Origin of the sequence: Falsiroseomonas stagni DSM 19981 (assembly GCF_900114315.1) — a bacterium.
In the GTDB taxonomy this organism is placed as follows: Bacteria; Pseudomonadota; Alphaproteobacteria; order Acetobacterales; family Acetobacteraceae; genus Falsiroseomonas; species Falsiroseomonas stagni.
Genome location: NZ_FOSQ01000006.1, coordinates 107,724 through 120,682, shown reverse-complemented (window position 1 = coordinate 120,682; position 12,959 = coordinate 107,724). Strand labels below are relative to the sequence as shown.

Sequence of the window (12,959 nt, the reverse complement as noted above, 5' to 3'; positions counted from 1 at the left end):
GGTGCGCACAGCGTTGATCTTCAATGTTTGACAGAATTTTGGACAGTCAATACAAAATATTACAAAACATCCATGCCAGGCGCCAGCCTCCCCCGCCTCATCGGGGCCTGATCCCGCTCAGCCAAGGCCCCGACAGGCTTGCCGCCCCCATGCGCCCGCCCCCGCGCCGACATCCCGCCGCTCCGGAGGCCGACCCTGGTCGGCGTCGGAGGCCGGCGTCGGACTTTTCGCGGGTACAGTAACGCATCATCAATTATTCGTGAAGAACCGAGAACAACGACAGTATTCGAAGCCGGTTCGCCGTCAGCGCCCGCGGCCGCGCCGCCGCCGTGCCGCCCCGGCCGGCTGGGGTGGTGGCGCGGGGGGCAGCCTGATCAGCGCGACCTGTGGCACCGCCACGCCCTGCCGGCCCTCCACCGCCGCGGCTTCGGAGGGCGGCGCCGGGTCGAGAGCCCCCGCCAGCGCCGCACGCCGCCACAGCACGGCCCCGGCCACGACTTGGCCGCTTGCATCGTGCAGCGCGGCGAAGGGCGCGGCCGGGGCGGCTTCCAGGGCCTCCGCCGCCCGGCGGAGGAAGGCGCTGCCCGGCGCCAGGTCGGGATCGGCCGGCCAGACCAAATCTGCCTCCGATTCCGCCAGCGCCCGCGCCGCCAGGGCGGACCAGGATGGCACGGGCGCCGCCACCCGGCGCCAATGCCGGTGCCAGCGCAGGCCCGCCTCCGTCGCCCCGGCCGCCACCTGCGGGTCCGTGCCATCCTCTACTACCAGCACCTCCGCCACCGGCTGGTCCTGGTGGAAGACGGCGTCCAGACGGCTGGCGAGCATCCGGCCGCGCCCCTGGCCCGCCACGACTACGGCGATCGATGGCAGGCCCGGGACCAGCCGCGCCAGCAGCGCGCGGGCATGACGCCCTTCGTCGAAGCGCGATCGGGCTGCGGCCAGGCTCGCCTGGCGGGCCGTCGCGCTCGCCGGGGAGTCCAGCAGCCGCATCGCCGCCCGCGCCATCGCCTCCACATCGCCGAGCGGCACCGCCGCGCCGCCGAATTCGGTCGCCAGCGCCGCCGCGCCGCCCGCACCCTCGAAGGCCAGGATCGGCAGGCCGACGCAGGCGGCCTCCTGCGCGAGCAGCGGGAAGGGGGCTTCCCGCGCCGTCAGGGCAAGGAGGTCGGCGGCGGAGAGCAGGGCGCCGGGCTGCGCCAGGTGCTCCACGAGGTGGAAACCCTCCCGCGCCGCGGCCGCGATCTCGCCCCCCATCCAGGCGCGGATGGCGGGATCGAGTGGCCCCACCCAGGCGGCTGCCAGCCGCGGACGATCCGCGCGGAGCCGGCGGAACAGCTGGATGAACAGGTCGATCCCGTGGCGCAGGTCGCCCGGCCCGGCGCCCAGCAGCAGCGGATCGCCGGGCGCGATGCCGAGTGCCTCCCGCGCCGCGGGACCAGCCGCTGGTTCCGCGGCGGGGGCTTCCGGCAGGCCGGGTTCCAGCACGTCCGGCGTCCCGGCGCCGCGCCATTCCTCCGCCAGGGCATCCCGCACCGCCGCCGCCGGCACCAGGCAGGCATCGACCTGGCCGAGCGCCGTGCGCAGCCCGCCTGTCAGGCCGCGCGCCCGCAGCGAGGCGGGCATCTCCTCCAGCAGCAGGGTCGTGCGGATGCCGGCGCGCGTCGCGGCCCGTGCCAGGCGCGACGCGGCCGCGGCATCCATCGCGGCGTGGCGGATGCCGGCGGCACGGAAGTGCTCGATCGCGGCCTCGGGCGCCGCCGTCGCCACCGTCACGGTGCCGAGTCGGGCGAAATCGGGCTCCAGCGGCCCGCCGGCCAGCAGCAGCACCTCCATCCGCAGCCCCGTGCGCCGTGCGATGGCCTGGAGGGAGGCGATCAGGCGGCGCGTCGCCTCCCGCTCCTCCGCATCGCCGGCCGCCAGCAGCAGGGCGGGCGCGTCCTGCGAGGCGCGGCCGACCACCGCGCGCGCCGTCGCGTTCAGGAAGGCGTGGCCGTAATGCAGGTCGGGCTCGAGATAGGCGCCCTCGCACCATTCGTTCCAGGCATTGACGCAGACGAAGGGCTCCGCGCCCATGAACGGCTTCGCCGCCGCGCGCTCCACCAGCTCGCCAAGCCATGCCTCGTAGCTCGCGGGCGTCGACCCATGGATGATGACGGTGTTGGTGCCCTGCTTGCGCGGGTCGTTGTCCCAGCCCGGCACCGCGCATTTGATCAACGGGAAGGGCGGCTCCGGCTCCTCCAGCGAAACGCGGGCGATGTCGTCGTAGCTGAAGACGGTGCCGGTGAAGTCGGGGTCGAGGTAGTCGAGCGACGCGCTGATCGGCATCGCGCGCTTCGTCACCTTGTGGGGCGGGAATTCGATGGCGGCATCGAAGCCGACCTCCCGCGGGTCGATGTCGTCGAAGCTCTGCGCCATGACGAAGACCGGGTCTTCCCCATGGTCGTCGCGGAAGCGCTGCCGCCAGCCCGCCACGATCTCCTTCGGCTCCGGCATCAGCCCGGCGCGGTACATCATCAGCAGCGGGCGGCCCTGGACGCGGATGTAGCGGGGGTCGCGGAAATGGCGGGCGAGTTCCGCCATCAGCGCCGCCTCCTCCTCCGGCCGGTAGTCCTGGCTCATCAGCACGTCGTTCTCGGCGCCGTCCCAGCGCCTTGTCCAGTTCTCGTTCGCCCACATCAGGGCGAAGGGCATGTCCAGGCTGCGGTCGCCGAGGAAGGCGTCGACCGGCTTTTCCAGCAGGCGGTGGCCGTTGAACCAGTACCAGTAGAAGATCCAGCCATGCACGCCGCCGCGCTTCGCCATCTCGATCTGGCGGCGCATGACGTTCATGTCCGTCAGCGCATAGGGGCCGAGGTCCCGCGGGATGCGCGGCTGGTAGTGGCCGGCGAAGCGGGGCAGGGCGCGTGGCAGGTTGGTCCATTCGGTGAAGCCCTTGCCCCACCAGGCATCATTCTCCGCGATCGCGTGGAATTGCGGCAGGTAGTAGGTCAGCACCTTGGCCCGTGGGCGCGCGCCATCGGGCAGCGGCTTCGAATCCTCGAAATCCTCGCCGGGGCGGGTGTTGCGCTTGACCATGCGCGGGATGGTGGGCGTTTCCTGCGGCATCCGTGGATGCACGCCGGGCTCATGCCGGTGCGCCAGCCAGTGCAGCAGGGGCGGCATCTCCGCCGCGCCCCCCATGTGGCGCTTGACGTAGTAGCGGCTTTCGAAATCGGGCGAGGGTTCGCGTCCTTCCTGCCAGCCGAGGGTGACGTAATGCTCGAAGGCATCGGCGCCGGCGCGGGCCACGTCGCGGTAGGTGGCCAGGTAGAATTCGGCGTCGAATTCCGGGATCGGCGCGGCGCCATAGGCGCGGCTGCGCAGGTAATGCGCCAGCGCCGGCTCCGCGGGGTCCAGCCCGTTGCGCACGCGGTACCAGCCCGGGTCGAAATGCGGGCCGGGCTGGCGGTTCTCCTGGTCCCCATGCATGACGTAGTGCAGCACGGGGTCGAAGCCGGCGTCGCGCACATCGGGGTTCTGCGCCAGGTACCAGGCGGGGTCGAGGTAGTAGTTGGGCCGCCGCCCTTCCCGCCAGCCGCGCGTCAGGAAATGCAGCGCGGGGTCTTCGCCGGCATGGGCCACATCGGCGTTGTTGGCGACATACCAGTCGGCATCCAGGATGCCGCTATCCGCCAGCGCCTGCAGGTCCGGCGCCAGCCCGTCTTCAGCCGGCGCGCCGTCCATCACTGGTCCTCGCGCGCCAGCAGGGCTTCGAGGTAGGTGCCGTAGCCGCTGTTGCGCAGCGGCCTGGCGAGTTCGCGCAGCTGCTCCGCATCGATGAAGCCCATGCGCCAGGCGATCTCCTCCGGCGAGGCCACCTTCTGCCCCGTCCGCTTCTCGATCGCGCGCACGAACTCGCCCGCTTCCAGCAGGCTGTCATGCGTGCCCGTATCCAGCCAGGCATAGCCGCGGCCGAGCCGCGTGACGCGCAGCGATCCCTCATCCAGATAGGCGCGGTTGAGGTCGGTGATCTCCAGCTCCCCGCGCGCGGAGGGCTTGAGGCTGCGCGCGATGGCCGGCGCGCGGCCGTCATAGACATAGAGGCCCGTGACCGCCCAGTTGGATTTCGGCGCCTTCGGCTTCTCCTCCAGGCTCAGCGCGCGGCCATCGGCGTCGAATTCCACCACGCCGTAGCGTTCGGGATCGGCGACGCGATAGGCGAAGACGCCGGCGCCGTGATTGGCCGCTTCCCGCGCTTCCTTCAGGCGCTGTTCCAGATCGTGCCCGTGAAACAGGTTGTCGCCGAGGACCAGCGTGCTGGGCGCGCCTTCGAGAAAATCCTCCGACAGGGTCAGGGCGCGGGCGATGCCATCCGGCTTCTCCTGCACCGTGTAGCCGAAGCGCAGCCCCCAGCGCGCGCCATCGCCGAGCAGCCGCTGGAACAGCGGCATGTCATGCGGCGTGGAGATGATCATGATCTCCCTGATGCCCGCGAGCATGAGGACCGACAGCGGGTAGTAGATCATCGGCTTGTCGAAGACCGGCAGCAGCTGCTTGGAGACCGCGAGAGTCGCGGGGTGCAGCCGCGTGCCGGATCCTCCGGCCAGGACGATGCCCTTCATGGCGTCTCTTCCTTCAGCCCCGCCTGCGGGGGTCCGATGAGTTCATCGAGGCAGCGTGACAGCGAGGCGCGCCAATCCGCGGGCGCGATGCCATGCACGCGCGTGATCTTCGCGCAATCGAGCCGCCCATCCGCCGGGCGCGCCGCCTTCGTCGGATAGTCGCTGGTGGCGATCGGCGTCAGGCGCGGCTGCCGATGGCCACGGGTCGCGGCCTGCGCGAGGATCTCCGCCGTGAAGCCGTACCAGGTGGTGTGCGGCGCGCCGGACAGATGAAACAGCCCGAAGGCGTCGTCACCCGGGGGGGCGGCCAGCAGCCGCGGCGCCATGGCGAAGACGGCATCGGCCAGGTCGGCGGCGAAGGTCGGCGCGCCGTGCTGGTCCGCCACCACGCGCAACTCCTCCCGTTCATTCGCCAGGCGCAGCATGGTCTTCAGGAAATTGCCGCCGGTCGCGCTGCACACCCAGGCCGTGCGCAGGATGGCGCTGCGGGGATTGGCGGCCAGCACCGCCCTTTCCCCTTCCTCCTTGCTGCTTCCATAGACGCCGAGGGGGCAGGGGGCGTCATCCTCGCTATAGGGCGCGCCCTTGCGGCCATCGAAGACGTAGTCGGTGGAGAAGTGGATGAAGGGCAGGCCGCGCGCCGCCGCCGCCGCGGCAAGGGCCGCCGCGCCGTCCCGGTTGACCGCGAAGGCGAGCGCCGCGTCATCCTCCGCCCGGTCCACCGCCGTATAGGCCGCGGCATTCACCACCAGGTCGGGGGCGGCGGCATCCATGGCCGCCCGGATGGATGCCGGATCGGTCAGGTCGAGCGCCGGCGGTTCCAGCGCGGTGACGTCATGCCCCGCGAAGCGCAGGGCGAGTGCCCGCGCCACCTGTCCCTCCCGCCCCGCGACCAGCAGGCGCATCAGAAGCAGGGCCCGAGGTCGGCCAGGCGCGGCAGCACCCGGTCCTTGTCGGAAAGCCGGGCCGTGGCGGGGTCGATCCCCCAATCGATGCCGAGCGCGGGGTCGTCCCAGGCGATGCCCCTGTCGCAGCCCGGGGCATAGAGGGCGGAGACCTTGTAGGCCACCTCCGTGTTCGGCTCCTGCGTCGCGAAGCCATGCGCGAAGCCGACGGGGATGTAGAACATCAGCCCGTTCTCGGCCGACAGTTCCGCCGCCACATGCCGGCCGAAGCTGGGGGATCCGGCGCGGAGGTCCACCGCGATGTCGATGATCCGTCCCCGCAGCACCCGCACCAGCTTGGCCTGCGGCGCCGGCGGTACCTGGAAATGCAGGCCGCGCACCGTGCCGGGATGGACGGAGAGGGACTGGTTGTCCTGCACGAATTCTTCCGTGATCCCCACCGCGGTGAAGTCTCGGCGGTTGTAGGTCTCGATGAAGACGCCGCGGGAATCCTCGAAGCGGCGGACGGAGAGCAGCAGCGGGCCGGCGATGCCGAAGCCCTGCGCTTCGACATTGCCGGCGCAGCGGATATCCGTGGCCGGCGCGCGCAGCCCATCCAGCATCGCCGTCATCCCGCCCTCATCCCGATGTCACCACGCTGGGGCACCCCCAGGGGCTGAAATCTCCGGCCCCTGCATAATCCAAGGTAGAGCCCCGCGAAAGGCCGCCGGCCCGCGGCCGACCGATGGTGGAATGAACAGAAAGTCTTGCAACTCCGTAAGCGGGCCGTCCGGCGTCCGTCACCAGCGGCCGGCATCGGGTTCCGGCGCCGGTTCCCCCCCGGCGGCGATGGTCTCCAGCAACTCGATCTGCCGGGGCAGGCAGATCGTCTTCAGGTCGTAGCGGTCGATCACGCTCCGCCGCCCGGCCTCGGCGAGTGGCGCATGGGCGCCGGGGTCCGCCACCGCGGCCAGGACGGTGCGCGCCAGCGCGTCCGGGTCGAAGAAGGGCACCAGAAGGCCGTTATGGCCGTGGCGGATCGCCTCGCTCACCGGCGGGGTGTCGCTGCCCACCACGAGCGCGCCGCAGGCCATCGCCTCCAGCATCGACCAGGACAGGACGAAGGGGTATGTCAGGTAGACATGCGCCCGCGTCACGCGGAACAGGTCGTGCAGCGCGTCATGCGCCACGCGCCCGGTGAAGTGGATGCGGCTGAGGTCGAGCTGGGCGCCCACTTCCTCCAGCATCTTGGCCTTCCAGTGTTCCGCATCCGGCGGCTTCTTGCCGTAGGAAACCTCGTTGCCGCCGACGATGACGGTGTGGAGGTCCGGCCTTTCCCGCTGGATCCGCGGCAGGGCGCGCATGAAGCTCGGGAAGCCGCGATAGGGTTCGAGGTTGCGGGCCACGTAGGAAATCACCGGATCGCCGCGGCGGAACTCCCGCCCCTCCGGCGTGCGGAACACCGCCCCGGCGCGCGGGGCGCAGCGATCGGTATCGACCCCTTCATGCAGCACGGTGATGCGCCGGCGCGCCCAGGCGGGGTAGCGGCTCCATTGCCAGCGGGTGGGGGAGACGCCCCAGTCGGCCACCTGGAGGGAGACGAGCTGCGCCGAGTTCAGCACCCGGACCCGCGCCGCATCGTCCAGCGTCACCGGCTGGGCAGGGTCGAAGCCCAGGTCCTGGCCGATCGCGTTGTAGAAGAACTCCCAGTAGAACAGGGTGCGCGCCTGCGGGAAGACGTCCTTCAGGAACAGCCCCTCACCCCAGCCGGGATGGCAGACGATGATGTCGGGGCGCACGCCGGCATCCCGGGCCTTCACCAGCGCATTGGCCAGGTGCTGCCCGCGGCGGAGCGAGCCTTCGAACGGGCGGAGGTAGCGGTGCGTCTGCTCCCCGGCGCCCTTGGGCGGGCCGTAGGGGATGTAGGTGACGCCCGGCGCCTCGTAGCCCGGCTTCTCCCCCACGCACCAGACCTGCACCCCCTCCCGCTGCGCCATGGCGGGGGCGAGGTGGGCGTATTGCCCGGGGAAATTCTGGTGGATGAACATCACCCGGAGGGGGCGTTTCAGGGGTAGCGCGGCCATCATTGCTCCGGTGTCGGTCGCGGGACGGTGGGGTAGCGTGTGACCCGGGTCAAGCGCCGGACCCCGCCGGGAGCAACCCCCCGGCGAGACCTCGCCAGGCCCTGGCGGGCTGGTCGGGCCGGGCGACGGATGGCAGGCTGCGCGCCGCTCGACCAAGGGGGGATTGCAGCATCATGGGCACTCGCAAGCGGCCGGAGGAACTCCGCAGCCATCGCTGGTACGGGGTGGATGACCTCCGCGCCTTCGGCCACCGGTCGCGCATGCTGCAGATGGGGTTTTCCGAGGCCGATTTCCGCGGCAAGCCCGTGATCGGCATCATCAACACCTGGTCGGAACTCAGCCCCTGCCATTTCCACTTCCGCACGCGGGCGGAGGAGGTGAAGCGCGGCGTCTGGCAGGCCGGCGGCTTCCCGGTGGAACTGCCCGCGCATCCCGTGACCGAGCAGTACATGAAGCCCACCAGCATGCTCTACCGGAACATGCTGGCGATGGAGACGGAGGAACTGGTCCGCAGCCAGCCCTGCGACGGTCTGGTGCTGCTGGGCGGCTGCGACAAGACGCCGCCGGGCCTGGTGATGGGCGCGCTGTCCATGGGCCTGCCCTTCATCTTCGTTCCCGCCGGCCCGATGCTGCGCGGCAATTGGCGGGGCAAGACGCTGGGATCGGGATCCGACGTCTGGAAGTACAATGCGGAACTCCGCGCGGGGAACATCACCCAGTCCCAGTGGAAGGACATGGAAACCGGCATCGCCCGGTCCTTCGGCACCTGCATGACGGCAGGCACCGCGGCCACCATGATGCTGGCCTGCGAGGCGATGGGCCTGACGCTGCCGGGCGCTTCCTCCATCCCCGCCCCGGATGCCAACCACCCCCGCATGGCCACCGATTCCGGCCGCCGGATCGTCGACATGGTGTGGGAGGATTTGACGCCCGCCGCCATGCTGACGCAGGGCAGCGTGGACAATGCGGTGGCCGCGACCATGGCCTTCGGTGGCTCCACCAACGCCATCATCCACATCATCGCCATGGCGCGCCGCGCCGGGCTGGAACTGGACCTGGAGCGCTTCGACACGATCAGCCGCCGCGTGCCGCTGATCGCCAATCTCCGCCCGAATGCGGGGGAGGCGCTGATGGAGGATTTCTTCTATGCCGGCGGCAGCCGCGCCTTCCTCAAGCGCCTGTCGCCGCATCTGGACCTGGCAGCGAAGACGGTCAGTGGCCGTACGCTCGGCGATGACATCGCCGATGCCGAGGTCTTCGACGAGGAGGTCATCCGCCCGCTGGATCGCCCGATCCAGGCGGAAGGCGGGCTCGCGGTGGTGAAGGGGACGCTGGCGCCGAAGGGAGCGGTCATCAAGACCTCTGCCGCCGACCCGAAGCTGCTGACCCATACCGGCCCGGCGGTGGTCTTCGACAATTATGCCGACCTCAAGAAGCGGCTGGACGATCCGGACCTCGACGTCACGGCGGACAGCGTGCTGGTGCTGCGGTCGTCGGGGCCGCAGGGCGGGCCGGGCATGCCGGAATGGGGCATGATGCCGATCCCGCAGAAGCTGCTGAAGCAGGGGGTGCGGGACATGGTGCGGCTGTCCGATGCGCGGATGTCCGGCACCAGCTACGGGACCTGCGTGCTGCATGTCTCCCCCGAATCGCATATCGGCGGCCCGCTGGCCCTGGTCCGGGATGGCGACCTCATTCGCCTCGATGTCCCGAACCGCCGGCTCGACCTGCTGGTGGAGGAGGCGGAGATGGAACGCCGCCGGGCTGCCTGGACGCCGCCGGTGCGTCGCTATGAACGCGGCTGGACATCCATGTACCTGGACCAGGTGACGCAGGCGGATGAGGGCTGCGACCTCCGCTTCCTCGAAGCCGGGGCGCCCACGCCGGAGCCCGACATCTACTGAGGGGCGGATCCGGGCGACCATCGCGGCGCCCGGTCCGCGCGGCGCCTCACGCCCCGGCCCATAGGCGCCGGATGCCGCCCGCGACGGTGTTGCGCGGCGGGGGCGCCGCCGGGGGCGGGCCGCCGGCCATCAGGTTGCGCGGATTCTCCCGCAGCGCGATGCGCGACAGGATGGCGAGCGCGGCGGAATAGTAGTCCGGGCTGCGCGCCACGCTCGGCAATGGCCGGGCGATGCCCCGGTGCCAGCCCGTCGCCGTCGTCACCTCCGCCACCGCATTGATGCCCGAGGGCGCGGAGTAGGGCGCGACCTGGCCGGTGCGGAGGTCGGTCCAGGCAGGGCGCAGGGAGAAGGCAGGGTCGTTCCAGAAATTGTTGGCCGCGCGCACCGCGGGCTCGTCCGTCATGCCCGCCCAGGCCATGTGGAGCGGAACCCGGACGGCGTCGTAGCTGAAGCGCGTCGGCCAGCCCGCTGCCGGCCGGGCCTGGCCGCCACCGCCGCGGGCGATCTCCACCCAATCTGCCGGCAGGCCCCAGCGGCCGAAGCGCATGCCGCGCAGCATCTGCACGCCATCGCCCATCACCCGCTGCCAGGCCCGGTCGGGCACGGCGCGGCTCAGCGCGAACAGGGCGGGGAAGGCGTAGTAGGACGGGTTCACCACCACGCGGTCATTGTGGTTGAAGCCCTGCATCGCCGGCAGCAGCACCATCCGGCCATTCACCTCCACCACCAGGCGGGACAGCACGGCCTGGCCGATCGCGATGCCGTCGCGCCGGTATTCCGCATCCCGCCAGCGATCGGCGGCGCGCAGCAGCGCCCAGGCGATGTAGAGGTCGCCATCCGTCGCATTGTTCGGGTCATCCACCCGCACCCGCTGGTCCGGGCGGAAGCGCCAGGAATGCAGCCCGTCCGGCCGCCGCAGGGTCCGTCGCGTCCACTGGTAGACGCGGTCGAAGGTCGGGCGGTCGTCGAAGACCTCGGCGAAGAGCATGGCGTAGCCCTGGCCTTCGCTGTGGGAGATGCCCTGGTTGCCGGTATCCACCACGCGCCCGTCATTCAGCACGTAGCGGTCGCGGAAGGCGCGGTACTGCGCCGCGGGGTCGTCCGGCCCCGTGGCTTCCTCCCCCCCGCTGGTCGCGGCGCCGCAGGCGGGCGTCAGCACCAGCGCGGCGGTGGCGCCGGCCAGGACCAGGCGGCGCGTGAGGCGGGAGAGGGGCGCGGCGGGCGCGGCATCCTGGGCAGGCAGGGTCAGGGCTTCGCTGAGCATGGCATCGATCCTCGGAATGGCGTGTGTCGGATGCGTCTGTGGGGCGGCGCGTCAGGCGACGCGGAAGGTGATGCGGGCGCGGAGCCCGGTGCCGGGCGGGGCCCAGATGTCGATCCGGTGGCCCTGCGCCTGGATGAGGCGGCGGCCGATCGCCATCGGCAGTTCGCGGATGAGGCGGGACCGGTGGCCCTGTTGCAGCGTGCCGACCGAGACGCGCTGGATGACCAGGTCCATCACCGTCTCCTCCCGGCCGGCGGTGACGCAGAGTTCTGCCCGCGCGGGGCCGGCGCAGTTCGCCTGGCCGTGCAGGGCCAGCATCTCCAGCGCCCGCAGCAGGCGGGTGGCATCGACCAGGCAGGTCTGTTCCGCCGGCGCCAGGTTGCGCAGCCCGCAGCGGATGCCCTGGTCCGCAAGGCCGGCCACCACATCCCAGGCCAGGACGCGGAGCAGGGTCGGCACCACTGCCAGGGGCGTTTCGGCCGCGGCGCCGACGGCGGCGCTCAGCAGGCCCTCGACCAGGGAGAAGAGGCTGGGGCGCGGGGCCTCATGGTCCCATTCCGTCATCGTGAGCGGCGCGGCTTCCTCCCGCCCTGCCGCGTCCAGCACTGCCGCCATCTCGCCCCGCAGCCGCTGCATCATCGCCTGCAGGCCGGGTTCCGACCCCGCGCGGGGCATGGGCAGCTGCACGCGGCGATCGCCGGGCGGCGGTTCCGCCCAGCCGAGGCGAGGCCCGTCGGACCGGCGGCGTCCATAGGTCGGACGACCGGGGTGCATCGCCTGGCGCGGCAGGAGGCCGGGCTGGGCCAGGGGCGCGCTGTCGGCGGCCAGCGGGGACGGCGCAGCCTGGGCCAGCGGGGCGGTCGCCAGGGCAGTGGGCGAGGCAGGCATGGAAAGGGCGTCGGCGAACATGGGTGTTCTCCCTCGTCGTCATCGATGCGGGTGTGGGGGGGGGCGGCCCCGGGCGGGGCTGCCGGCTATTCGGCGTGGAGCAGCAGCCGCGCGCGCAGCCCGCCGGTCGGGATGGTCCAGGCATCCAGCCGGCCGCCGAGTGCGGCAACCAGGCGGCGCGCCACGGCGACGGGCAGGCCGCGTTCGGGCCGCGGCTCCGGCTCCGCCGCGTCGGGCCGGAGCAGGAGGTCGAGCCTCGCCTGCCCGGCCCCGGCATCCAGGGAGAGCGTCGCCGTGCCCGGCTGGCTGCCGAGGGCGCGGCGGCCCAGCAGGTCGATCACGCGCAGCAGCCGGGCGCTGTCGATGTAGAAGGCCGGGTCGGCATCGGGCTGCAGCGTGATGCGGCGCGAGCAGGTAGCGCCGAGGCTGCGAAGCTGCGCCGCCACCGCCCCCATCAGGGCATGGGCGGAAACCGGATCCCGCCGCGGGGCCTCCCGCCCATCCTCCAGGGCCCGCGCATCGGCCAGGTCTTCGGCGAGCCCATCCGCCAGCCGGTCATCCATCCGGCTGTCCACGGGTGGGCGGGGCGTGGCCCGGCGCTCCGACGGGTGGCAGGGACGGGCTGCAGCCAGCGGCAGGGCGGGGAAGGGCTCCGGGGCGGAAAGGTGGACCAGCGGCAGGCCGGTCATCGACGCCGTGAGGGGCGCGGCCGGCAGGCTGCGCGGCTGCGGTGGCTGATGGGGTTGGTCGGCGCCGCGGCGCTGGGCGGCGCTGGCCAGCGCCTCCGACACCAGCTGCGCCAAATCGGCGCCCCGCATCGGCTTCCGCAGCACCCCGAAGGCGCCGATCCGGGTGGCGGCCAGGCCCTGGGCGACCGATGCGTAGCCCGTCACCAGCAGCACCTCCAGCGCCTCCGCATCCCGCCTTCCGGCCAGGGCGGCCTCCGCCAGCGCGATGCCATCCATGCCCGGCATCCGGATATCGGTGACCAGCGCGCCCACATCCGGCCGGCTGGCGAGGATGGAGAGCGCCATGCGCGCCGATCCCGCCGACAGCACCGACAGGCCGCGCCGCCCAAGCGCCACCGTCAGCTCCTCCAGCACCTCCGCCTCGTCATCCACCACCAGCACGGACAGCGCTTCCCGGGCAGGCATGGGGAAGTGGAACCGGAGGCTGACGCCAGGCGCGAAGTCCTGTTGTCCAAGGGCGCTGGATGGTCCCATCGGCATGGTCATGGTGCGGCTCCGTTCTTCATCGGGTGGGCCGGGGTACCGGTGGTCCGGCGCCGTCCCGTGGTGTCGGACCGATGAATGAGACAGCGCCGCGTCGTCGTG

General features: G+C 71.9%; 9 protein-coding genes. 1 reads left to right on the top strand and 8 read right to left on the bottom strand.

Features of this window, described 5'->3' with window-relative positions; all coding sequences use genetic code 11:
- Positions 1-303: 303 nt before the first annotated feature.
- From BM041_RS16430 to BM041_RS16410, 5 genes are all read right to left on the bottom strand, one after another.
- Positions 304-3,723: a glycoside hydrolase family 99-like domain-containing protein gene (locus BM041_RS16430; protein WP_092960967.1), complete on the bottom strand. Its 3,420-nt coding sequence runs from the start codon at positions 3,721-3,723 to the stop codon at positions 304-306.
- Positions 3,723-4,601, bottom strand: a complete 879-nt coding sequence (gene rfbA / locus BM041_RS16425; protein WP_092960966.1) for a glucose-1-phosphate thymidylyltransferase RfbA — start codon at positions 4,599-4,601, stop codon at positions 3,723-3,725. The genes BM041_RS16430 and rfbA overlap by 1 nt, the downstream gene beginning before the upstream one ends.
- Positions 4,598-5,506 carry a dTDP-4-dehydrorhamnose reductase gene (rfbD, locus tag BM041_RS16420; RefSeq protein ID WP_092960965.1) on the bottom strand — a complete coding sequence of 303 codons (909 nt, stop codon included), beginning with the start codon at positions 5,504-5,506 and terminating at the stop codon, positions 4,598-4,600. The genes rfbA and rfbD overlap by 4 nt, the downstream gene beginning before the upstream one ends.
- Positions 5,506-6,117 carry a dTDP-4-dehydrorhamnose 3,5-epimerase gene (rfbC, locus tag BM041_RS16415; RefSeq protein ID WP_342713800.1) on the bottom strand — a complete coding sequence of 204 codons (612 nt, stop codon included), beginning with the start codon at positions 6,115-6,117 and terminating at the stop codon, positions 5,506-5,508. The genes rfbD and rfbC overlap by 1 nt, the downstream gene beginning before the upstream one ends.
- 168 nt (positions 6,118-6,285) lie before the next feature.
- Complete coding sequence (locus BM041_RS16410; protein WP_245762129.1) at positions 6,286-7,533, bottom strand: glycosyltransferase family 4 protein; 1,248 nt, start codon at positions 7,531-7,533, stop codon at positions 6,286-6,288.
- A 209-nt stretch (positions 7,534-7,742) separates the two neighbouring features.
- Here BM041_RS16410 and araD point away from each other — a divergent pair, with 209 nt between their 5' ends.
- Positions 7,743-9,473, top strand: coding sequence for an L-arabinonate dehydratase (gene araD, locus BM041_RS16405; RefSeq protein ID WP_092960964.1), 1,731 nt, complete (start codon positions 7,743-7,745; stop codon positions 9,471-9,473).
- A 46-nt stretch (positions 9,474-9,519) separates the two neighbouring features.
- Here araD and BM041_RS16400 read toward each other — a convergent pair whose 3' ends face one another.
- The 3 genes from BM041_RS16400 to BM041_RS16390 all read right to left on the bottom strand — a co-directional run bounded on the left by BM041_RS16400 (position 9,520) and on the right by BM041_RS16390 (position 12,779).
- On the bottom strand, positions 9,520-10,737 hold the full coding sequence (locus BM041_RS16400) for a glycosyl hydrolase family 8 (protein ID WP_092960963.1): 1,218 nt from the start codon (positions 10,735-10,737) through the stop codon (positions 9,520-9,522).
- Between the two features lie 51 nt (positions 10,738-10,788).
- Positions 10,789-11,646 (bottom strand): hypothetical protein, encoded by an 858-nt coding sequence (locus BM041_RS16395; protein ID WP_092960962.1) that lies wholly within the window; start codon positions 11,644-11,646, stop codon positions 10,789-10,791.
- A gap of 65 nt (positions 11,647-11,711) precedes the next feature.
- A complete protein-coding gene (locus tag BM041_RS16390; RefSeq protein ID WP_175533976.1) occupies positions 11,712-12,779 on the bottom strand; it encodes a response regulator in 1,068 nt (355 codons plus the stop codon).
- Between the last annotated feature and the right edge of the window lie 180 nt (positions 12,780-12,959).